This is a genomic window from Brevundimonas sp. (assembly GCF_035626535.1).
GTDB lineage: Bacteria > Pseudomonadota > Alphaproteobacteria > Caulobacterales > Caulobacteraceae > Brevundimonas.
The window spans coordinates 40,371-61,721 of sequence record NZ_DASPNO010000063.1; the positions used below are offsets into that span (position 1 = coordinate 40,371).

A 21,351-nucleotide genomic window follows, 5' to 3' on the forward strand; every position below is an offset into this window, starting at 1 on the left:
GCTGACCGCGCGGCTTGATCGGCGGCGGCCCCCGTGCGACCCACGGTTGGGGAGTGAGAGCAGCGATGCCGCGTTTTCTGTTGATCGCCCCGCGGCCGCACTGGGATGCGGACTTTGCGGGAATCGCCGGCGACGGCGGTTCCGTGACGCGCGTCGCGCCGGTCGCCATCGCCACCGTCGCCGCCATGGCTCCGCCCGGGGTCGAGGTCGTGCTGCACGACGAAGCGCTCGACCCGATCGATTTCGACGCCCCGGCCGACTACGTCGGGATCACGGCCAATGTCTCGCAGGCCCGCCGCGCCATCGAGATCGCCGCCGGCTTCCGCGCCCGCGGCACGCCCGTCGTCATCGGCGGGCCGCACATCACCCTCGACCCCGAAGCCTTCGACGGGGCCTGCGACGTGGCGGTGACCGGGGAGTTCGAGGAGATCGCCGGAGGCTTCTACGCCGACATGCTCGCCGGCGCGCTCAAGCCCCGCTACATGGGCGGACGCCCCGACCTGACGCTTTCGCCAGTGCCGGCCTGGGAGCTGTTCGACAACGATCGGGCCCTCGTCGGCGTGGTCCAGACCAGCCGCGGCTGCCCGTTCGAGTGCAACTATTGTGACGTGATCCAGTATCTGGGCCGCAACCAGCGGCACAAGTCGAACGAGCAGGTCATCGCCGAGGTGCAGCGCCTCTACGACCTCGGCTACAACCGCATCGCCCTCGCCGACGACAACTTCACCGTCTACCGCAAGCGCGCCACCAGCCTGCTGGAGGCCCTGATCGCCTGGAACGGGACGGAAGGGCGGGGCTTCGTCACCTTCGCCACCCAGGTCTCGATCGACGTGGCCCGCGACGACGGCATGCTTCAGCTCTGCGCCGAGGCGGGAGTGAACAACCTCTTCATCGGCGTGGAATCGGTCAACGAGGAGAGCCTCAAGGCCAGCAAGAAGCGCCAGAACCTGAACACCGACATGGTCGCCCAGGTGCGCAAGGTGGTCTCCCACGGGCTCAAGGTCGAGGCGGCGCTGATGGTCGGCTTCGACGCCGACACCCTGCGCATCTTCGAGCAGCAGCAGGCGTTCGGGATGGAACTGCCGGTGGGGACCTTCAAGATATCGTCGCTGGTCGCTCCCATGGCTACCCCGATCTACGGCGAGATGCTGGCCGCGGGTCGCCTCGACCTCACGGGCGAGCAGGCGCACTTCCCCGGCGCGGACATGGTGACCAACATCATCCCGGCGCAGATGTCGAAGCAGCAGCTCTACACTGGCACGAAATGGCTGATCAGCCGTCTCTACAGCCCTGACGCCTTCTGGACCCGCTTCCAGCAGATCGCCCGCGTCCTCGCGCCCAACCCCCTGCTCGCCCGCGGCACGGGGCGGCTGCACAACTCGCCTGCGCGGGAGAGGGCCAACCGCCACTTCGGCGGCATGATCCGCGCAGTCAGCCGCAAGGACCGTGATGTGGCACGGGTCGTCGGCCTGGCCGGCCGGCTGATGCGGGCGTATCCGGACATCCGCGACGGCCTGGGCGACGTGCTGACGACCTGGCTGCTGTCGCTGCACGTGCATCAGGAGAAGGGCGTCTATGACGCCGAATGGGCCCGCCTGCCCGCGCCGCCGTTCGAGGATCGCCGCAACGCGGCCTGACCCTCAGGCCGCGACCGTCAGCCGTTGCTCGGCGGGCCGCTCGATCAGGAAGATGCGTCCCAAGGCGGTGATCATCTCCAGCCAGTCGGTCAGGGCCGCCTCGTCCCGCACATCCTCGTCGCGCGGCTCGAATTTCGATGACCAGCCGCCGCTGTACATCCGACATTCAGAACAGACCGCGTCGGACGTGCCGCATTTCTCGGCCCCCGGCCGCATGTCGGTCTTGAAGTAGCGCATCTGGCCGATCATCCGCGAGTGGCAGTCCCGCGCGATGCCGGTCTCGGGATCGATGTCGTACAGCGGCCCCGGCTGCGTCGCCCAAGCGTTGTAGGCCCGCGAATAGACGACGGTTTCGGGGAACTCGTCCATCAGCCGTGGCATCAGCAGCCGCACCTCCGACAGACTGTCTTCGTCCCAGCGCAGGTTGGAGTCGGCGCTGGAGATGCGGAAGAACGTCCGGTCGTTGCCCTCCCCTTCCTGCAGCTTGCGCAGGTAGCTCTGGGTCGGCGAATACATGTTGAAAGTCAGGGGCAGGTCGTTGTCGCGGCAGATCTCCGCCAGCCGGCGCGCGTCGCCCAGGTTCGATCGGGTCAGGGTGTAGAGGATGATCGCCCGGGGATCGCCGGCGTAGTTGCGGATCGCCTTGTGGAACGAGCGGCCGCCGCGCAAGCTGGCGTCCACCTCCTCGTCCACGCCCCAGACCGAGACGCCGATGCGGTAGGGGATGGCCGGGTCGATGCGGATCGTCCCGTTGGTGCCGATGTTGCCGTACGGAAAATGCTTGCTGGCCGCGAACAGCCGGTCCTGTTCCAGAGCGGGTTCCGCTCCGACGAAATAGGCCATGGTCACGCCGCGCGCGCCTTCGGCTTCGAAGAACCGCTCCCACGCCGCCGGATCCGTCTCCTCCACCGGAGGCGAAAAGCTGTCGCGGAAATAGTAGCAGCCCTCGCAGAACAGGTTGCAGCGGGTGGCCACCTCATAGAAGGCGGGCTTGCGGAAGGCCCGCACCACGCGCTTGGCCTCCTCATAGGGCGCGGCCAGATGCGGCGCGGCCTTGAGCAAAGCCGAGAGGCGAACCAGTCGGAGGCGCCGGCTACTCATCGCACTCACCCCGGCGCCCAACGTCAGCGAACATCGTCCACCATCTCATGTCCGGAGGTTGTAGGGTAGTCCGTTGATACCGCAGGCGGTCCCGCTGCGCAGGCCGCAGCAGGCAGAACCCCGCGCGCCCGCAACTCGGCGCCCAGCATCCGGGAAAACGCCTCCGCGCCGGCGCCGTTCAAATGCTGGTTGTCCGCGAACAGGTCATAGCGCTTCCCGAATGCCGGATCGCTCCAGTGATCAGAGACGATCACGCCGTCCTCGGCCAGCCGCTTCAGGAGGCCGCCGAACGCGCGCACCTCCGGTCCCAACTCTCGCACGGTGCTGATTCTCATCGCCTCGGTCATGGGCGGCACGACGAGGATCATGGTTCCGCCGCTCTCCCGGATGCGCCGGTTCATCCCGAGCAGCGCCTGTTCCGAACGGCGCGCGATCGACCCGTCGTAGTAGACGATGCGCTCGAGGTGCGCGGCCTGCAGTTCGGCGGAGACCTCCGCCTCCCGGGCCGCGTCCGCCGGATCGACCCGGAGCCCGTCCCGTGCGGCCAGGCCCGGCGGCGGCGGCGGCGCGGCGGCCAGACCCATCTGGTGCAGCAGCCTGTGTAACCGGCCGCCCCACGCGTCATAGCCCAGCGCCGGAGTCAGGGCGGTCACCAGCACCTGCCGCCAGTCGCCGCCGATCATGCCGAGGCGTCCGTGCCGGAACAGCAGCCGGTGGAACTCGCGGCGGCGCCCGCCTCGCTCGCTGGCGGCGGCCCCGTTGTCGTAGGACTGGGCCGTGGGGGCCGCGACGACGATCCAGTATCGGGGCGGCTCGGGGCCCTCGAGGATCAGGTCCGCGATCGCCGCCACCTCGAACAGGTCCTGGGCGTTCCAGTAATAGTCGGCCCCGTCGACGCACATGTGCGGATAGCGGACGGCCCCGCCCACGGAGCCGCCCAAGGTCACCGCATCCCGCCCCTGAATGCGGGGCAGGGCCGCCTCCATCAGCCGGTGCTCGCCGGCGTCGTCGACAAACCAACTGACGCCGTTCAGCGCCATCAGGAGGAAGAAACCGAGACCGAAGAACTGGAGGAGCCTGATCATCCCGGCCCTCAGAAGTTGAAGTAGATGAAGCCGGACCGGTCGAAGGTCCCGAACACCAGAATCGCGGCGGCGACGGCGTAGTAGAAGGCCCAGGCGGCGGGCAGACCGCGGTCCGACAAGCGGTCGAATACCGGCCGCCGCGCGTCCAGCCACTGGTAGAGTTCGAGCCCGATGATGGCGAGCAGCACGGTCCTGGGAACGAATCCTACGTCCGCCAGGCTGAAGCCGAGACGGCCGAACTGCGCCGGCAGTTCGCCCATCCTGATCCACAGCTCCATGGCCGCGGTCCAGTCGGCGGCGTTCACCAGCGAGCCGAGCAGGATCAGGAACAGCCACAGCACCAGCCGGTTGCTGTTGTCCTGCACGAAGCGGACGCCGCGGTCGCCGACCCCGACCGCCCCGAGGACCGAGCGCGTCGCCATCGCCAGTCCGCGGTTCCGGCGCACCGCCCCCTCGGCGATCATCACCGTCCCTGCGATCAGGCCGGCGGCCAGCCAGGTCCAGGCGGCTCCGTGCCAGAAGGAGATGATGACGATGGTCAGCACCGTGGCCACGGGCTTGCGCCAGCGACCGCGCCCGGCCCGCGCGATCGGCATGTAGACGTAGTCGCGGAACCACGTCGTGACCGTGATGTGCCAGCGCTGCCAGAATTCGCTGATCGACGCCGCCGCCAGCGGCCGGTTGAAGTTGCGGCTCAGCCGGATGCCGAGAACGAGGCTCGACCCGATCGCGATGTCCGCATAGCCCGAAATATCGGCGTAGTACTGGTAGATGCTGCCTATCGACGCCAGGACGACGGCCAGCGGCGAGTGGTCCTGCGGGGCCGTCAGCACCGCGGGCAGGCTTTGCGCCAGGCGGTCGGCGATGACCAGCTTCTTGAAATAGCCGATCAGCATCATCGCCCCCCCGGCGGCGGCGAGGCGGACGTCGAAGACGTGCTTGCGGCGCAGTTGCGGCAGCAGATGTCCCGGCCGTTCGATCGGGCCGGCGATCAGCTGCGGGAAATACATCACGTAGACGGCGAAATAGCCGAGGTGGGTCTCCGGCTCACGCCGACGACGATAGACGTCGATCACGTAGCCGAGCGTCTGGAAGGTGTAGAACGAGATGCCCAGCGGCAGGATGATGTCGATCGGCTCGAACGCGCCCGGCTCGCCACCGTGCCACAGACTCAACGTCGTGTTCGCCGCCAGCGCGAAGTATTTGAAGAATAGCAGCAGGCCCAGATTGCTGGTCAGGCTCAGCGCCAGCAGGAGGCGCCGCAGCCGCTGATCCTCCACCTCTGGTAGCACCCGACCCACGGCGTAATCGATCCCCGTCGTCAACCACAGCAGCGGCAGGAACTCGAGTCGCCAGCTGCCGTAGAAGGCGTTGCTGGCGAGCAGCAGCAGCAGCCAGCGGAAGCGTTGCGGGACGGCGTAGTAGAGCACCACCACCACCGGCAGGAACAGCAGGTAGTCGATCGAATGGAAATTCATCGGGCGGCGGCGTCCCGGGTCCCGTCACGATCCAGCGGCCGCACCGTTACCGCCGGACGTCCTTCCGGGCGCAGCACGAAATCGACCCGGCATGTCATCCGCTCCGGGCCCGGCAGAAGTTCGAACCGGTCGAGCGAGGTCCCGAGGGCGACGATCATTTCCGTCCGCGCGAAGGCTGAGCCGACGCAGCCGCGCGGTCCGGTCCCGAACGGCGCCCACAACAGACGGCGGCGCAGGTCTGGCGCGGCCTTCAGGAACCGGCCCGGCCGGAAGGCGTCCGGCTCGTCCCACCACTGCCGGTTCCGGTGCATGGCGTAGAGGCTCAGGACGGCTGTAAAGCCTCCGGCGATGATCTGACCGTCGACCTCGAAGTCCCGGTTCACCTCCCGGATCAGGTGCATGATCGGCGGGTAGAGGCGCAGCGTCTCGCTGATGACCGCCCCCGCCGCAGGAAACGCGCCGGCGTCGAAGCCGGTGCGCAGGTCGTGCCCGCGCCATTCCTCTCTCACCCGCGCCTGCCACTGCGGGTGCTCCGCCAGCAGCCAGAAGGCCCACGCCAGCGCCGCGGCGACGTTGTCGTGTCCGGCATGCAGGAACAGCAGCATGGTGTTGGGATCGACGCCCGCCGCTTCGCCGCCCTCGGCCGACAGCCGCGCGCGCTCCCGGTCCAGCGCCACGGCCGCCAATGGCCTGAGGTCCTCGAGATGCGCGGTGAGGGGCGCGGCTTCGTGCGCATCCACCTGCAGGGCAGTGGTCTCGACCAACGGTTCGACGGCCCCGGCCTGGGCCTCGTCGCAGAAGAAGCTGCGCCACAAGCTGTCGAGGGTGAAGCGCCGAGCATCTCGGATCACGTCGACGGGCGCGCCCTCCGGCGTCCCGGGCCATTCGTCCAGGATGCGCTCGCAAGCCGCGCCGATGCGCGCCTCCGGCGCCTCGGCCCCCGGGGCGTTGAACGGCTGCAGCAGCTCCCGCCGCTGGCGGCGCCAGTCCGCCCGGTCGCCGCGCAACAGGTTGTCGCCATAGCTGGCGCCCAGCATCCGGTCATGCAGCCGGGCCCGTGGAAAGGCGCCGTCCTGGTTCTGCAGCACCTCGTTGACGGCCTCTGGATGAGCCAGCAGCACCAGCCGGCGACCCGCCGCCGAGGCCTCGATGGCCGACCGTTCCAGGATCTCCGGCGGCCAGTGAGCTTCGGGGTCGCGCAGCACCCGGCCCGCGCCCGGCAGGACCAGGGGGAAGCGCCCACGGAACGTCAGCTTCGGCGGCTCGCCGTCCATCTTCGCGTTCGCCCCCCCGGCTCGACGGCGTCTCGTGCAGGCCGTCAGCGAGGCTCTCACGGCCCCGCCCACTACCCGCCCGCAACCGCGAGTCGTGTCAACCGGCCCCACGCCGGCCGGATGAGGGAAGACGGGAGCCGGCACAGCCGGACTCCCTCCTCCACGCCTGCTCAGAGGGCGTTGAGATCCGCCGGAACCTTCGGTCGGACCAGCACCGCATCGCTGTCCGGGTCGTAGGTGACCGTGGCGTAGCGTCCTGCGTCCCCACCCGAGGCCAGAACCACGCGCTGCACCCCGGTGAAGTCGGTGACCTTGATCAGAAGACCGCTGTTGTCCTCCGGGATGGGGAACACCGCATCCGTCGTCCAGGTCAGCGGCTGGGTCGCCGCGCGCGGCCGGTTCTCGGTTTCATTCCACACCTCGACCGCGTTGACGTGGGCGTGCCGGTAGCCGGGACCGCTGTCCCATTGCCGGCGGCGGGCGCAAATCCGGTAGGAGATGCCGGAATCCCTTACAGACACGTCCTGCAGCCTTCCGTTCGAATTCCCGGATCCTTGGCGGACACTCGATCGGTCGGGATTGAAGCGCCGATCCGCCCGCGTGGGATTGTGGGCGAAACTTCTGCAGTCCCATCCGCCATATCCGCTCTTGCGGTGGGACTCCTCGCGCACGAACGGCTGTTCGCGCCGGACCGTGGCGATCTCGGTGTACTGAACGTCGACCGAGCCGAGTTGCCCGGGCAGGGTGACGAGATTGATGTTCGTGCGCTCCTCGCGGGTCTTCTCCCCGATGCCCAGGAAGCCGCCGTGGCGGGCGAAGAGAACCAGTGTCGCCGTCTCCGACTTGAGCCGCGCCGGGTCGGCCGTGAAAAGGTTGCGGGGAAGCTCGAAGCGGAGCGTATCCCCCTCCTCGATCGCCGGATACCGCTGCCCGCGGAAGAGCAGGTACGGCTGGTCGGTCGTCAGCCGGTAGCCGGAAACCGTCAGACGGATGTCCTGCGTCTCGCCGGGCGTCACGATGCTTCCGCGATAGCGATAGACCACCGGCTGGCGCTTGAACGTGGAATCCCGCACCAGACGATCCATCTGGTCACCGGTGTCCTGCAGCTTCTGCAGGGTGTCGATGCGCCCCTCCTCGATGGCCCGCGTCGTCTCGCGCAACCCGTTGAGCAGAGCCCGGCGCTCGTCGCCGATGCGGTCGAAGGCGTCGTCCAGCAGCTCCTGGTTGGCCTTCTTGAAGGCGTCGATGACGTACAGCGCCTCCTGCGAGGCCCGCATCGCCAGGAAGTCGCCATTGGCCGTCGCCTTGTCGAGGGCTTCGTTCAACCGGTCCGCGATTTGGTCGACGACGGCTCCGGTCGCGAGCGAGCCCGCGACCGGAGGCACCTGCGCCGTCGCGCTCCCCGGAGCCGCGGCGCCCGGCGCCGCCGCGATAAGCGCCGCCATGGCGATCGCCACCGCGGACCGCCCGCCCGTCCCGTCCGAACTCCCATTCAACTCAAACATCTCGATCCTCCCTCAAACCTGGGCCACGGTCCGGACGCTCCTGCGCCGCCACGCCCGGCTCGACACTGCCCGGGCCTCAAGGAGCCGTCCGTGACGGCCGTCACGCTCCGATTGTGCGGCGGCTCACTCTCTGGCAGCGTGCCCGCGGGAGGGGAGGATGGACGAGGGCGGCGGCGGACCCGCGCGGTATCGGGCCTTCATCAGCTACAGCCATCAGGACGCGGCCGCTGGCCGCCGCCTCCACCGACGGCTGGAGCGGTATGTCCTGCCGAAGCGGCTGGTCGGCCGAACGACCCCCAGAGGCCCCATTCCGCGCCGCCTCGGCCCCATCTTCCGGGATCGTGAGGACCTGCCTGCCGCCGACAGCCTGAGCGAGGAGGTGCGCGCGGCCCTGGCCGGTTCGGCCAGTCTGATCGTGGTCTGCTCGCCCGCCGCGCGGCAGTCGCCCTGGGTCGCCCGCGAGGTGGAGCTGTTCCGGTCGCTGCATCCCGTCCGGCCGGTGCTGGCGGCGCTGATCGCGGGAACGCCGGCGGAGGCGTTTCCCGCCACACTCGCCGACGGGACCCGTGAGCCGCTGGCCGCCGATCTGCAACCCGCCGGCGACAGATCCCGTCTGGGCTTCCTCAAACTGGTCGCCGGCGTCGTCGGCGTCGGCCTCGACGAGCTGGTCCAGCGCGACGCCCAGCGACGGATGCGGGCCGTGACGACCGTCACGGTGGCGGCGCTGGCCGGGATGCTAGCCATGGCCCTGTTGACCGCCACGGCCATCGGGGCCCGGCGGGAAGCCGAGCGCCAGCGCGCCGAAGCCGAGGGAATGGTCGAGTTCATGCTCACCGATCTACGAGACACCCTGGAAGGAGTCGGCCGGCTGGACGCGCTGGACGCGGTCAACGCGCGGGCGTTGCGATATTGCGAGGCCCAGGACCTTGAGCGACTCCCGCCTGACTCGCTGGAACGATGCGCGCGGGTGCTGCTGACCATTGGCGAGGACCTCCAGACGCGCGGCGAATTCGATGCGGCGATGCGCCAGTTTGAACAGGCCCGGCGCACCACGGCCGCCCTGCTCGCCGCCGATCCCGACAATCCGGACCGCATGTGGGCCCATGGCCAAAGCGAACAGGCCATAGGAGAGCTCGCCTTCGCGCGGCAGCGTCCGGACGAGGCGCAAGCGGCTTTCGAAAGCTATCGGGTGCTGGCTGACCGACTGGCGGCGCGCGAGCGGGAGAACGCCGAATACCTTCGTGAGGCCGGGTTCGCTCACGGCAATCTGTGCAGTCTGGCGCTGGCCGAGCCGCCGCGTCCGGCCGAGGCGCTGGAGCGCTGCCGGATCGCCCTCGCGCGCATGCAGGCGGCGGTCGCGGCCTCGGCTCATCCGGACGCCTATGCGCTCGATCTCGCCAACCGCCACGCCTGGCTGGCCGACGCCTGGCGCTTCAACGGCGACGACGCGAAGGCGCGCGAGCACCGTCTCGCCGAGGAAATCATCGTCCGCCGCCTTCTGGCGAAAAACCCGGCGAACATGGAGGCCCGCCTGCGCGAGGTCGCCCTGTACCGGGCGCTGGCGTCTCTGGAGTACGCGGCCAGACGGCCCGACCTGGCGCGCCAGAGGCTTCAGGCGGCGCTGAGGGGCGCGGAGGCCATGGTGGCCCACGACCCCGCCAATGAAGATTGGGCGGCCCTACGCCGCAAGACGGCCGACAATCTCGTCGCGCTGGAACGGATGGAGAGGGAGAGACTGCAATGAACAGCGAAACGGAAACCACGGCGACTGTGCCGGGCGTCAAACTGCCGAAGGACAGGCCGGACGGCTTTGAACCGGTGGAAATCGTCTACACCCGGTACACAGTCGATCGGACGAAGCCCGAGGGAAAAAGGATTGTCCCGCAGCCGGGCAGTCATGTCGTGCGCGGCATGACCATCGAGGATTTCATCGATGCGCGCGTGAACGGTCGACTGCCGCCCGCCGACGACACCTATCAGCAAGCGGGGAACGATTCCGGGGAGAAGCGACCCATCAACATTTTCGTCAGCGAGCAGTGCTGGCTGGTCATCGAACTCGACGAGAAAGAGAAGTGGCAGTTCAAGCCGGGAGCCCCCGGAATTACGACCCGGGACGACCATCAGGATGACAACTGGGGCCTCATGCACGTCATGCCTCGCGGGAAGCTCGCGGACGGCGATGGCCCGACGGGCGATGGCTGCCGAATGATCTATTTCGGGGTGAACGCCCGTTGCGGGACCGAGCGCCAGAGGTTCATCTGCAACGTCGATGTCTCCCAGCTTGGACTGCGGGAAGACCCCATCGACCCGGACATCCCCAACGACGGGGGCAAATTTCCCTACCCTCTCTGGGGAAAGCCATGCCCTGAGGATGAGTGAGCGTTCGACTTGACCCGCACCCCTCCCGCGTCCCTCCCCGTCATCATCGCCCTCGCCCGGTCCGGAGCCCTGGACCGGGCGAGACGGCTGTTCGACGAGGCGGGCCTCGCTTCGGTGGCCGATGAGCCCGCCACGCTCAGCGTGCACGGCCGTCTGCTCAAGGACGAGGCGCGGCGGGCGCCTGCCTCCGACCGCGCCCGCCTGTGGCGCGAGGCGGGCGACGCCTATGCCCGGGCGGCGGACCTGAGCGGCGCGACCTACCACCTGATCAACGCCGCCACCCTCGCCCTGCTCGCCGGCGACCGGACCATGGCCGAAGAGCGGGCCCGCCACGTGCTGGACAAGCTGGACGCCGGCGATACCGGGCCGGAGACGCCCTACTATCTGGGCGCCACCCGGGCGGAAGCCCTGCTGCTGCTGGGCCGCACGGGCGAGGCGCAGGCCGCGCTCGAGGCCGCCTGTCGACTGGCGCCCGAAGCCTGGGAAGACCACGCCTCGGCCCTTCGGCAGTTCAGCCTGATCCTCGAAACCCTCGGCGAGGACGCCGGCTGGCTGGCCCCGTTGCAGCCGCCCCGCAGCCTGCATTTCGCGGGGCATATGGGGGTCGACGAGGACGCCGGGTTGCGCGACCGCATCGCGGCCCTGCTGGCGGAGGAGCGCATCGGTTTCGCCTGGGGCGCGCTGGCCGGCGGCGCGGACCTGATCGTCGCCGAGGCCGTGCTGGCTCGCGGCGCCGAGCTCCATCTCGTGCTGCCCGCGCCGCCGGCCGTGTTCCGGGCCGATTCCGCCGCCCCGCTGGGAGGCGACTGGCCGACGCGGTTCGATGCGGTTCTGGCCCGGGCGGCCGCCGTTTCGGTGGTCGATCCCCGGCTCACGGCGACGACCATGCTCCACATCCGCCTCGCGGCCGAGGTCGCCATGGGCCGGGCTGTGATGAAGGCCGCCTCGCTGGCCAGCGAGGCGGTTCAGCTGCTGCTGACCGATCCGGAAACCCCTACCAGCGCGACCGGTCTGATCGGCGCCCACTGGCGGCGGAGCGGACGCCGTCAGACGCAGCTGGACCGGCCCCGGCCGTCGGGAGCGGCGCCCGGCGGGAAACATCTGCCGGACGGGCCGGGTGACGGCGTCCTGGCCGCCCTGCTGGCGATCGGCTTCGACGGGGCTTCGTCCGCCGGCTCGACCACGCCTGCGGCCCTGCGGCGCGCCGCGGAGGCGCTGGCCGGCGCGGCCCGGCCGCTCACGCCCCCGGTGTTCGCCGGAGACGCCCTCCATCTGGCGTTCGCCGATCCGGCTCAGGCCGCCGAGGCCGCCAGCCTGATCGGCGGAGCCTTCGGGGCGGGCGCGCCGCGCATCGCCGGCCACTATGGCGTCGCGCGGCGGGTGGAGAACCCGTTCGGCGGGCCGTCCGCGCTCGTCGGTTCCGCCGCCGGACTGGCGTCTGATCTGCTGGCCTCGACCCCGCCGGGCGCGACCCACGTCAGCGATAGCTTCGTGGCCGCCCTGCACAGCTGGACCAGCCTCGCCGCCGGCGAGACCCCCTACGTGGGCGACCTGTCGAGCGGCGGCGAGACGATCGGCCTCTACGCCCTTGCGCCCGCCCGGCGCTAGACGACCAGTTCCTCGAGACGCTGCGCGGCGACGATGACCAGCGTATCGTCCTCGCGCCGCACGATGCCCCGCCGTTCGAGGGCGCTGACCGCGCGGGACACGGTTTCGCGAGTGCTCTGCACCCTCACCGCCAGCGCGGCGAGCACCGGCGCCGGGCGGATGACGGTCCCGTCGCCGAGGCGGGCCAGACGCAGCAGCTCGGCATAGACCCGCCCCGGCGCCGACAAGGTCGTCCGGTCGACCATCCGGGCGCTGGTGGCGCGCAACTGGGAAAGCAGCGACCGGACCAGCAGCAGGCCCAGCGAACCGTGACGTTCGACCAGCATCACGAAATCGGCGGCCGGCACGCAGGCGGCGCGGGTCGGGTCGGCGGCGACGACATCGGCCTCGGCCGGGGAAACCTCGGTCGCCGCCACCGCGCCGAAGATGTCTCCGGTGCGATACTCGTGGACCAGCACCATCTGCCCGTCGAGGCCGTAGACCAGCGCATGGGCCCGCCCCGCCACGACCAGATACGCATGGCTCCAGCGGTCGCCGTAGCGCAGGATCACCGTCCGGGGAGCATAGTCCCGCGCCGTCGCGCTCGCCGCCAGGGCCTCCGCCACCTCCGGCGAACAGCCGAGGGCCGCCCGAACAGCTTCACGCAGTTCGGCGGGCTCAACCGCCATCGGCGCCGGCCCGGTTGCGCACCAAGTCCTCGACCACCGCCGGATCGGCCAGGGTGGAGGTGTCGCCCAGGGCGCCAACGTCGTTCTCGGCGATCTTCCTCAGGATGCGCCGCATGATCTTGCCCGAGCGGGTCTTGGGCAGGCCCGGGGCCCACTGGATCACGTCGGGCGCGGCGATCGGCCCGATCTCCCTGCGGACCTGATCGACCAGTGCCTTGCGCAGGGCCTCGTCCGGCTCGACGCCGGCGTTCAGGGTCACATAGGCGTAGATGCCCTGCCCCTTGATGTCGTGCGGGAAGCCGACCACCGCCGCCTCGGCCACGGCCTCGTGCAGCACCAGGGCGCTCTCGACCTCGGCCGTGCCCATGCGATGTCCCGAGACGTTGATCACGTCGTCAACCCGCCCGGTGATCCAGTAGTAGCCGTCGTCGTCGCGGCGGCAGCCGTCGCCGGTGAAATACTTGCCCGGCCAGGTGCTGAAATAGGTGTCGAAGAAGCGGGCATGGTCGCCCCAGACCGTGCGCATCTGACCTGGCCAGCTGTCGGCGATGCACAGATTGCCCGAGGCCGCGCCCTCCAGCACCTCCCCGTCGGCGTCGACCAGCTGCAGCTCGACCCCCGGCAGCGGCTTCGTCGCCGAGCCCGGCTTCAGGTCCGTCGCGCCCGGCAGCGGCGACACCAGTATGCCCCCTGTCTCGGTCTGCCACCAGGTGTCGACGATCGGGCAGCGCCCTTCGCCGACCACCTCGTGATACCAGCGCCAGGCCTCCGGATTGATCGGCTCGCCGACGGTGCCGAGCAGGCGCAGCGAGGCCCGCGAGGTCGCCTTCACCGGTCCGTCGCCCTCGCGCATCAGGGCCCGCAGCGCCGTCGGGGCGGTGTAGAAGATCTCCACCTTGTGCTTGTCCACGATCCGCCAGAAGCGGCTGTGGTCGGGATAGTTCGGCACGCCTTCAAACATCAGCGTGGTCGCGCCATTGGCCAGCGGGCCGTAGACGCAATAGCTGTGGCCGGTGACCCAGCCGACGTCGGCGGTGCACCAGAACACCTCGCCCGGCCGGTAGTCGAACACCAGTTCGTGCGTCCAGGCCGCCCAGAACAGATAGCCGCCCGTGGTGTGCAGCACGCCCTTCGGCTTCCCCGTCGAGCCCGAGGTGTAGAGGATGAACAGCGGGTCCTCGGCCTTCATCGGCTCGCAGGGACACTCGTCGGACGCGCCGTGCTTGGCCTCGCCGTAGCGCACGTCGCGGCCCTCGACGATCGGGATGTCGGCGTTGGTGTGCGAGACGATCAGCACCTTCTCGACAAGGGCGCCGGCCCCCTTCTGCAGCGCCGCGTCGACGTTGGCCTTGAGCGGCACCCGCTTGCCGCCGCGCAGCCCCTCGTCGGCGGTGATCACGACCTTGGAGCCGCAGTCCTCGATCCGTCCGCACAGGCTGTCGGGCGAGAAGCCGCCGAACACCACCGAATGCACCGCCCCGATCCGGGCGCAGGCCAGCATGGCCACCGCCGCCGCCGGGATCATCGGCAGATAAAGGGTGACGCGGTCGCCCTTCACCACGCCAAGGCCCTTCAGCACATTGGCCATGCGGCACACCTCGCGGTGCAGCTCGCGATAGCTCAGCTTGCCCGACTGGTTCGGGTCGTCGCCCTCCCAGATGATCGCCGTCTCGTCGCCGCGCCTCTCTAGATGCCGGTCGAGGCAATTATGGGCGACGTTCAGAACCCCGTCCTCGAACCAGCGGATGCGGAAATCCGCCTTGTCGAACGACACGTCCTTGATCCTCGACGGCGCGGTGAACCAGTCCAGCCGCCGGGCCTGCTCGCTCCAGAAGGCGTCCGGGGTCTCGCGCGCCGCCGTCCTCGCCGCCTCATAGGCGCCGGCGTTCATGCGGGCGCGCTGCGCCCACTCGGAAGGGACGGGGTAGAGGTCGGGCTGGTCGCTCATGGGGCCGGATGCTGCCCCCGCAGCCTGCCCGGGTCAACGCAGCGGAGCGGCGCTCAGGCCCCGGCCTTCGCCGCCGGCCGGGCCCGGCACGCCCCGAGCCAGCGCCCCAGGTTCACCAGCTCCTCGGGCGGGCGGTAGCGGACCAGACGCGCGAAATCGAGGCCCACGACGGCGACGATGTCGGCGATGGTGAACCGGTCCAGGGCGATGAACTCCCGGTCAGCCAGATGGCGGTCGAGCGTCTTCATGAAATGCTCGGCGGCCACCCGGTTGTACTCCGCCACCTGCGGCAGCTGGGTCGCCTCCAGCGCGGCCAGCGCCGGATGCGAATGGCGCACGCTCAGCATGATCGGATTGGCGAGATAGAACTCCGCGCGCCGCGTCCACATCTCGACGATCGCCTGCTCCCGCGCGTCGTGGCCGAACAGGTTGGGCTCGGGATACAGAGACTCCAGATACCGCCCGATGGCGATCGATTCCGAGATCGTCGTGCCGTCGTCCAGCGTCAGCGACGGCACGTGCGGCACGCCGACCCGCGCGCGATATTCCGCCGTCTTGTGCTCCCCGGCGAGAATGTCGACCTCGACCAGTTCGACGTCCTCGATGCCCTTCTCGGCCATGACCCAGCGCACCCGGCGCGGATTGGGTGCGCGGTGAGAGGTGTAGAGCTTCATCGATCAGGTCTCCGGCGTCAGCGGAATATGGCGGCGGGCATCGTCCCCACAACCGCCGCCGCCATCAGCGTGGCCAGGAAGCCGGCGAACAGCCCCTTCCAGACCATGCCCAGCACCTCCTCGCGGCGCTCCGGCATCAGCACGCTCAGTCCCGTCACCGTTATCCCCACCGAACCGATGTTGGCGAAGCCGCACAGCGCATAGGTCATCAGCATCCGCGTCCGCTCGCTCATCTCGCCGACCGGGATCTTGCCCAGCTCGATGAAGGCGACGAACTCGGTCAGGGTCAGCTTGACCCCCAGCAGCCAGCCGGCCCGGCCCGCCTCGGACCACTCCACCCCGGTCAGCCACGCCACCGGCATGAACACCCAGCCGAGCAGCCGCTCGACAGTGACCTCGTCCCCGAACAGCCAGAAGCCGCCGAGCATGAGGTTGACCAGCGCCACCAGCGCCACGAACACGATCAGCACCGCCGAGATGTTCAGGACCACCATCAGCCCGTCGGCGGTGCCCCTGACGATGGCGTCGATGGCGCTGTCGTATTTCAGGGCGGAGTCGTAGTCGGCGTGCGCCCCGCCCTCGCCCGGCGTCTCCGGGATCATGATCCGGGCCAGCAGGATGCCGGCGGGCGCCGAGACGATCGAGGCGACCAGCACATGCCCCGCCGCGTTCGGCATCACCGGCGCTAGGATGGCCGCATAGGCCACCATGGTCGATCCGGCCACGGTCGCCAGACCCACCACCATCAGCAGGAACAGCTCCGACCGGGTCAGCTTGTCCAGATAGGCCCGGATCACGATCGGGCTTTCGATCATGCCGAGAAATATGTTCGCCGCCACCGCCAGCGCCGACGCGCCGCCCAGCCCCATGGTGCGCTGGAACAGGATGCCGAAGCCGTGGGTGATCCACTTCAGCACCTTCCAGTGCCACAGCAACGCCGACAGGGCCGAGATCACCAGGATCAGCGGCAGCACCTTGAAGGCGAAGGTGAACAGGGCCCGTTGGTTGGTCACCGCATAGGGCTGGTCGCCTCCGGCCAGATAGCCGAACACGAACTGGGTCCCGCTCTCGGTGGCCCTGTTCAGTCCGTCGACCGCGCCGGTGATCGCCGCCAGCACCGCCTGCGAGCCGGGAATGGCGAACAGGGCCAGCACCAGCGCCGCCTGCACCGCGATCGCGCCCAGCGCCAGCTTCCACGGAAAGGCGCGCCGGTTCTCGGACAGCGCCCAGCAGGCGGCGACGATGACGGCGAGCCCCAACAGGCTCTGCAGGTTCAGGACGCTGAACATGGACGCTTTCCCCGACCGGCTCCCCGCCGGTCCCTGTCCCGTTGAACGCCACGCGCCCGGGAATGGCAAGCCGCCGGTTCGCGCCGCCGGGCCGACGGCAACCACGACGTGAAGAAGACGCCGCGCGGCCAAGGTTCCGCTTCACCCCGGCCCACAGTTCGCCGCGATCCCGGCGCGCCATCACGGAACCGTGATCACCACGGCGACAGGGAGAACGACGATGCGAAAGGCTCTGATGCTGGCCGCCGCCAGCGCACTGGTTCTGTCCGCCTGCCAACCGGCGGAGAAGGCACCCTCCTCCGACTACGCCGCCGAAGAGGCCGACGTCCGGCTCAACGTCGCGCCTCCGGTCCCTGACGCCGCTGAAAGAGCCCCGGTCACCCAGGCCGATGCGACGGTTTCGATGAGCGTTCGCCCGCAGGCCGCGGTGGCGGAGGCGGCGCCCCCCTCCGCCCCGGCTATCGCTCCCGTCCTTGCCGAAGTCGCCCCGCCGCCCCCTGCCCCGCTCGCGCCCATCGCGAAGATCGCCTACGCCTTCAGCTATGTGATGTCGGTGCCTACCGACCGCGGGGCCGAGCTGATGAGCCGGCACGAGTTCGCCTGCGTCACGGCCGGCCCGGGTCTGTGCCAGGTGGTGTCGGCCAACGCGGACTGGGCCTCGCGCCGCCCCGGCGGACGGCTCGAGCTGCGTGGTCAGCCCGAGTGGATCAACCGCTTCCGCGCCGGTCTCGCGCTCGACGCCCAGAACGCCGGCGGCCGGCTGGAGGAGGCCCTGACCGAGGGCGAGGACGTCACGGGCGGCATCGACGCAGCCGCGACGGGCGCAGCGACCGCCGCCTCGCTCGCCGAGCGCATCCGCGAACTGCAGCGTCGCTCAGGCGGAACCCTGGAGCAGCGGCTGGAGATCGAACGCCAGCTCGGCCGCCTTCAGCGCGAATACGACCAACAGCAGCTCGAGCTGAAGGCGCTGAACGAACGGGTCCAGAGTGCGCAGCTGACGCTGGAGTATCGCCAGGGCGGCGTCATGGGCGCCAACAGCCCGACCCGCCCGGTCGCCCGCGCCCTCTCCGACGCCTTCGGCCTGTCGATGGGCATGCTGGCGATGCTGATCACCATCGGATCGGTGCTACTGCCGGTCGCCATCATCGGCGGCGCCGTCTGGTGGGCCGTCGTGCGCCGTCGCAAGCCGGTCGCCGCCTAGGCGACCCTCGCCCAGCGGGAGAGGGCTTGAGCGCCCGGGAGCCCGGGAGCCCGCGAGGGCGACTGGACTTGGGCGAAAGGGTGAGGGTCGGATGCGAGCCGACTTCCGCTGACAACAGCCCCTCAACCCTTGGCCTTGCCGATCACTCCGTTCCCGCAGCTCAACCCCTCTCCCGGCGGGAGAGGGGTCGCTCAATCAGGAATTTATTCCTTGCCGGCCCGCGATCATCGGCTTGGCCATCCCACGTCAGGGGCAGCGCGACGGCAGCCCAGGTCTTTAAAAATCTATCGATCGACGCAGCGATCCAGCCGCGCCGGAGACGGGCCGTTTCGGGCACGGTTGCGAGCGTCTGTCGGCTCAAGCCGTTGTTTGCATTCGGACCGCGTGGCCGATTTTGGCAGGGTTGGCGCCCCGATTCCGCAAAACCGTGCCAAATCTCAGACCTGCCGCCGCACCAGCCGGCCGTAGTCTTCCATCAGGCCGAGGCTCAGGGCGCCGGGGGTGAACCGGTATTCGCCGATCTCGCTCACCGGCGTCACCTCGGCGGCCGTGCCGGTCAGGAAGCATTCGCTGAAGGTGGCCAGCTCCTCCGGGCGGATGTGGCGCACGACCACCTCGATGCCCCTGGCTTTGGCCATCTCGATCACGGTCTGGCGGGTGATGCCGTCGAGGATCGCGTCGACCGGCGGGGTGTGCAGCACGCCGTCCTGGACGAAGAAGACGTTGGCGCCGGTGGCCTCGGCGACATAGCCGCGCCAGTCCAGCATCATGGCGTCAGCATAGCCGCGCCGCTCGGCCGCCGTCTTGGACATGGTGCAGATCATGTAGAGGCCCGCCGCCTTGGCCGCCGACGGGGCCGTCGCGGGGTCCGGCCGGCGCCATTTCGACCATTCCAGCCGGATTCCGCGGGCCTTGGTCTCGGGGTCGAAATAGCTGGGCCACTCCCACACCGCGATGGCCACGCGCACCTTGTTGTTGATGGCCGAGACGCTGACGGTCTCCGGGCCGAGGAAGGCCACGGGCCGCACATAGCAGTCGGCCAGGCCCATCTTCTCGCAGGTCGCCTTGCAGGCCGCGTCGATCTCGGCCACGCTGTACGGAAGGTCGAAATCCAGCAGGTTTGCAGAGCGCTTCAGGCGTTCGCTATGCGGGGTCAGCTTGAAGATTTCGCCGTCATACATACGCTCACCCTCGAAAACCGACGAGCCGTAGTGAAGGGCATGGGTCAGAACGTGCGTTTTCGCGTCCCTCCAGGGTACGAAATCGCCGTCCATCCAGATCCAGCCGTCACGATCGTCGAAAGGAACGAAGGCCATTGAAGAACGTCTCCCGCGTCTGTCCCCGGGTTAGACCCGTCCGAACCGCCCAGGTCAACGCCTGCCCGACGGGCCGGATCGCCGCCGCATGAGCGACGTTCGCACTCACGGCCGCTCCGGTCCGATCGCCGGTCCCGGCGCCGGCCGCCACCTGCTGGTCGTCGACGACGACGACCGCATCCGCGAGCTGCTCAAGGAATTCCTCGCCCGCGAGGGTTATCGCGTCACCGGCGCCGCCCATGCCGCCGCGGCGAAGCGGCTTATGGAACTGATCGAGTTCGACCTCGTGGTGCTGGACGTGATGATGCCCGGCGAGAGCGGTTTCGACCTGACCACCTGGGTTCGCTCCAAGGCCGAGACCTCGAAGACCCCCGTGCTGCTGCTCACCGCGCGCGGCGATCCGGACGACCGCATCGAGGGCTTGTCGCGCGGCGCCGACGACTACATGTCCAAGCCGTTCGATCCGCGCGAACTGGCCCTGCGCGTCGACGCCATCCTGCGCCGCACCGGTGGCAAGCCGCTGACCCCGCGCGAGATCAAGCTCGGCCCGGCCGTGTTCGACATGGAGCGGCTCGAGCTGTCGAAGGACGGCAAACCGCAGCGCCTGACCGAGGCCGAGGCCCAGCTGCTCAAGACCTTGGCCATCCACGCCCACGCCCCGGTCGAGCGGATGAGCCTGTCGCCCGACACCGCCGACATTACCGGCCGCGCCGTCGACGTCCAGGTGACCCGCCTGCGCCGCAAGCTGGAAGCCGACCCGAAGAACCCACGCTACCTCCAGACCGTGCGCGGCGTCGGCTACATGCTGGCCCCGGACTGAACCGCCGATGAGGCTGCTTCCCGCCGGCGTCTGGGCCCGGGTGCTGAAGCGGCGCCTGCCGACCTCGCTGTGGGGCCGGTCGCTGCTGATCATCGTCCTGCCCGTGCTGGTCATGCAGGTGGCCGTCACCTGGGCGTTCTTCGACATGCACTGGCAGACCGTCACAGCCCGCCTGTCCGAAGGCCTGGCCGGCGATATCGCCTGGGCCTCGGAGAGCTACGCCGACGATCCGACGCCGCGGAACCTCGCCATCATCGCCGACCGCGCCCAGCGCTCGATGTCCCTGTCCGTCGACCTGCGCGAGGGCGACGTACTGCCCCGGGAGCAGGAGCGCGGCCCCATCGGCGTGGTCGACCGCACCCTTGAGGAGGCTCTGGAGTCGCGGGTCGACCGGCCCGTCTGGTTTTCGACCACCCAGTATCCGGCCTATGTCGACATCCGCGTGCAGCATCCCGACGGCGTGCTGCGCGTCATCGCCCCCCGCGAGCGGGCTGTGGCCACCCAGGCGCACATCTTCGTCGTCTGGCTGTTCATCGCCACCATCCTGCTGATGGGCGTGGCCATCCTGTTCATCCGCAATCAGGTCCGGGCTATCGAGCGGCTCGCCGAGGCGGCCGAGGCTTTCGGGCGCGGCGAGGCCCGCGAACGCTTCAAGCCGCACGGCGCGCGGGAGGTTCGGGCGGCGGCCAAGGCCTTCATGGACATGCGCGACCGCATCCAGCGCCATATCGAACAGCGCACCGCCCTGCTGGCCTCCGTCAGCCATGACCTGCGCACGCCGCTGACCCGCCTGCGGCTGGAGCTGGCCCTTGCCCCGCCGTTCAAGCGCTCCTCGGCCATGCTGGGCGATCTCGACGAGATGGAGCACATGATCGACGAATACCTCGCCTTCGCCCGCGGCGAGGCCGGTGAGGCGGCGCAGGTCGTGTCTGTCGGCAATCTGCTCCGCGTCGCTGCGGAGGACGCCCGCCGCGCCGGGGCCGAGGTCGAGATCCAGGTCGCGGATGGCCTGACCGCCAGCCTTCGCCCGCTGGCCATCAAGCGCGCCCTCGCCAATCTCGCCGGCAACGCCGCCGCCCACGGGGAGCACGTCCGCCTCGCCGCCCGCGCCCTGCCCTCCGGCGGGCTGGAGATCACGGTCGAGGACGACGGGCCCGGCATTCCGGACGAGATGCACGAGGAAGCCTTCCGTCCGTTCTCGCGGCTCGACGCCTCGCGCAACCAGAACCGCAAGGGCGTCGGCCTCGGCCTGGCCATCGCCCGCGACGTGGCCCGCAGCCACGGCGGCGACATCGCCCTCGAACGCAGCGATCTGGGCGGGTTGCGCGCCGCCGTCCGCCTGCCCGGCTGATACCTCCCCGGCGCTTT

General features: G+C 69.7%; 17 protein-coding genes. 7 read left to right on the forward strand and 10 right to left on the reverse strand.

Annotated elements, in window-relative coordinates:
- Positions 1–65 precede the first annotated feature (65 nt).
- Positions 66–1,637, forward strand: coding sequence for a radical SAM protein (locus tag VEC04_RS10055; protein WP_324776395.1), 1,572 nt, complete (start codon positions 66–68; stop codon positions 1,635–1,637).
- Positions 1,638–1,640: 3 nt separating this feature from the next.
- Here the strand turns inward: VEC04_RS10055 and VEC04_RS10060 are convergent, their stop codons facing one another.
- The 5 genes from VEC04_RS10060 to VEC04_RS10080 form a co-directional block, all read right to left on the reverse strand.
- Entirely contained in the window at positions 1,641–2,738 is a 1,098-nt protein-coding gene (locus tag VEC04_RS10060) for a radical SAM protein (RefSeq protein WP_324776397.1), read from the reverse strand.
- Positions 2,739–2,761: 23 nt separating this feature from the next.
- Positions 2,762–3,823: a hypothetical protein gene (locus tag VEC04_RS10065; protein ID WP_324776399.1), complete on the reverse strand. Its 1,062-nt coding sequence runs from the start codon at positions 3,821–3,823 to the stop codon at positions 2,762–2,764.
- Between the two features lie 8 nt (positions 3,824–3,831).
- Positions 3,832–5,301, reverse strand: coding sequence for an MBOAT family O-acyltransferase (locus tag VEC04_RS10070; protein WP_324776401.1), 1,470 nt, complete (start codon positions 5,299–5,301; stop codon positions 3,832–3,834).
- Complete coding sequence (locus VEC04_RS10075; RefSeq protein ID WP_324776403.1) at positions 5,298–6,575, reverse strand: cytochrome P450; 1,278 nt, start codon at positions 6,573–6,575, stop codon at positions 5,298–5,300. Before VEC04_RS10075 ends, VEC04_RS10070 begins: the two co-directional genes overlap by 4 nt.
- Positions 6,576–6,745: 170 nt before the next feature.
- Entirely contained in the window at positions 6,746–8,080 is a 1,335-nt protein-coding gene (locus VEC04_RS10080) for a hypothetical protein (RefSeq protein WP_324776405.1), read from the reverse strand.
- Between the two features lie 157 nt (positions 8,081–8,237).
- On the opposite strand from VEC04_RS10080, the gene VEC04_RS10085 reads away from it, so the two are divergent.
- From VEC04_RS10085 to VEC04_RS10095, 3 genes are read left to right on the forward strand one after another with little or no spacing between them, the layout of a single operon-like run.
- The gene (locus VEC04_RS10085; RefSeq protein ID WP_324776407.1) at positions 8,238–9,824 is read left to right on the forward strand and encodes a TIR domain-containing protein; all 1,587 of its coding nucleotides are present in this window, start codon (positions 8,238–8,240) and stop codon (positions 9,822–9,824) included.
- Positions 9,821–10,459: a nucleotide synthetase gene (locus VEC04_RS10090; RefSeq protein WP_324776409.1), complete on the forward strand. Its 639-nt coding sequence runs from the start codon at positions 9,821–9,823 to the stop codon at positions 10,457–10,459. Before VEC04_RS10085 ends, VEC04_RS10090 begins: the two co-directional genes overlap by 4 nt.
- Before the next feature lie 9 nt (positions 10,460–10,468).
- Positions 10,469–12,067: a tetratricopeptide repeat-containing protein gene (locus VEC04_RS10095; protein WP_324776411.1), complete on the forward strand. Its 1,599-nt coding sequence runs from the start codon at positions 10,469–10,471 to the stop codon at positions 12,065–12,067.
- Here VEC04_RS10095 and VEC04_RS10100 read toward each other — a convergent pair.
- Genes VEC04_RS10100 through VEC04_RS10115 form a run of 4 tightly spaced genes read right to left on the reverse strand, consistent with a single transcriptional unit; the run spans position 12,064 to position 16,646 of the window.
- Positions 12,064–12,735: a Crp/Fnr family transcriptional regulator gene (locus VEC04_RS10100; protein WP_324776413.1), complete on the reverse strand. Its 672-nt coding sequence runs from the start codon at positions 12,733–12,735 to the stop codon at positions 12,064–12,066. The two genes, VEC04_RS10095 and VEC04_RS10100, sit on opposite strands and share 4 nt — an antisense overlap.
- Entirely contained in the window at positions 12,725–14,683 is a 1,959-nt protein-coding gene (acs, locus tag VEC04_RS10105) for an acetate--CoA ligase (RefSeq protein ID WP_324776415.1), read from the reverse strand. Before acs ends, VEC04_RS10100 begins: the two co-directional genes overlap by 11 nt.
- A 53-nt stretch (positions 14,684–14,736) precedes the next feature.
- On the reverse strand, positions 14,737–15,357 hold the full coding sequence (locus tag VEC04_RS10110; protein ID WP_324776416.1) for a glutathione S-transferase: 621 nt from the start codon (positions 15,355–15,357) through the stop codon (positions 14,737–14,739).
- Positions 15,358–15,374: 17 nt separating this feature from the next.
- The gene (locus tag VEC04_RS10115; protein WP_324776418.1) at positions 15,375–16,646 is read right to left on the reverse strand and encodes a NupC/NupG family nucleoside CNT transporter; all 1,272 of its coding nucleotides are present in this window, start codon (positions 16,644–16,646) and stop codon (positions 15,375–15,377) included.
- Positions 16,647–16,866: 220 nt separating this feature from the next.
- Between VEC04_RS10115 and VEC04_RS10120 the strand changes: the two genes are divergently transcribed.
- Positions 16,867–17,847 (forward strand): DUF4349 domain-containing protein, encoded by a 981-nt coding sequence (locus tag VEC04_RS10120; protein ID WP_324776420.1) that lies wholly within the window; start codon positions 16,867–16,869, stop codon positions 17,845–17,847.
- A gap of 437 nt (positions 17,848–18,284) precedes the next feature.
- Here VEC04_RS10120 and VEC04_RS10125 read toward each other — a convergent pair whose 3' ends face one another.
- Entirely contained in the window at positions 18,285–19,163 is an 879-nt protein-coding gene (locus tag VEC04_RS10125; protein ID WP_324776422.1) for a branched-chain amino acid aminotransferase, read from the reverse strand.
- A gap of 88 nt (positions 19,164–19,251) precedes the next feature.
- Here VEC04_RS10125 and VEC04_RS10130 point away from each other — a divergent pair, with 88 nt between their 5' ends.
- The gene (locus tag VEC04_RS10130; protein WP_324776424.1) at positions 19,252–19,983 is read left to right on the forward strand and encodes a response regulator transcription factor; all 732 of its coding nucleotides are present in this window, start codon (positions 19,252–19,254) and stop codon (positions 19,981–19,983) included.
- A gap of 7 nt (positions 19,984–19,990) precedes the next feature.
- Positions 19,991–21,334: an ATP-binding protein gene (locus VEC04_RS10135; protein ID WP_324776426.1), complete on the forward strand. Its 1,344-nt coding sequence runs from the start codon at positions 19,991–19,993 to the stop codon at positions 21,332–21,334.
- Positions 21,335–21,351: the final 17 nt, after the last annotated feature.

Bases quoted from the DNA above. Each gene is read 5' to 3' on its own strand.
- VEC04_RS10055 (WP_324776395.1), top strand. From the start codon at position 66: ATGCCGCGTTTTCTGTTGATCGCCCCGCGGCCGCACTGGGATGCGGAC.
- VEC04_RS10060 (WP_324776397.1), bottom strand. From the start codon at position 2,738: ATGAGTAGCCGGCGCCTCCGACTGGTTCGCCTCTCGGCTTTGCTCAAG.
- VEC04_RS10065 (WP_324776399.1), bottom strand. From the start codon at position 3,823: ATGATCAGGCTCCTCCAGTTCTTCGGTCTCGGTTTCTTCCTCCTGATG.
- VEC04_RS10070 (WP_324776401.1), bottom strand. From the start codon at position 5,301: ATGAATTTCCATTCGATCGACTACCTGCTGTTCCTGCCGGTGGTGGTG.
- VEC04_RS10075 (WP_324776403.1), bottom strand. From the start codon at position 6,575: ATGGACGGCGAGCCGCCGAAGCTGACGTTCCGTGGGCGCTTCCCCCTG.
- VEC04_RS10080 (WP_324776405.1), bottom strand. From the start codon at position 8,080: ATGTTTGAGTTGAATGGGAGTTCGGACGGGACGGGCGGGCGGTCCGCG.
- VEC04_RS10085 (WP_324776407.1), top strand. From the start codon at position 8,238: ATGGACGAGGGCGGCGGCGGACCCGCGCGGTATCGGGCCTTCATCAGC.
- VEC04_RS10090 (WP_324776409.1), top strand. From the start codon at position 9,821: ATGAACAGCGAAACGGAAACCACGGCGACTGTGCCGGGCGTCAAACTG.
- VEC04_RS10100 (WP_324776413.1), bottom strand. From the start codon at position 12,735: ATGGCGGTTGAGCCCGCCGAACTGCGTGAAGCTGTTCGGGCGGCCCTC.
- acs (WP_324776415.1), bottom strand. From the start codon at position 14,683: ATGAGCGACCAGCCCGACCTCTACCCCGTCCCTTCCGAGTGGGCGCAG.
- VEC04_RS10110 (WP_324776416.1), bottom strand. From the start codon at position 15,357: ATGAAGCTCTACACCTCTCACCGCGCACCCAATCCGCGCCGGGTGCGC.
- VEC04_RS10115 (WP_324776418.1), bottom strand. From the start codon at position 16,646: ATGTTCAGCGTCCTGAACCTGCAGAGCCTGTTGGGGCTCGCCGTCATC.
- VEC04_RS10120 (WP_324776420.1), top strand. From the start codon at position 16,867: ATGCGAAAGGCTCTGATGCTGGCCGCCGCCAGCGCACTGGTTCTGTCC.
- VEC04_RS10125 (WP_324776422.1), bottom strand. From the start codon at position 19,163: ATGGCCTTCGTTCCTTTCGACGATCGTGACGGCTGGATCTGGATGGAC.
- VEC04_RS10130 (WP_324776424.1), top strand. From the start codon at position 19,252: ATGAGCGACGTTCGCACTCACGGCCGCTCCGGTCCGATCGCCGGTCCC.
- VEC04_RS10135 (WP_324776426.1), top strand. From the start codon at position 19,991: ATGAGGCTGCTTCCCGCCGGCGTCTGGGCCCGGGTGCTGAAGCGGCGC.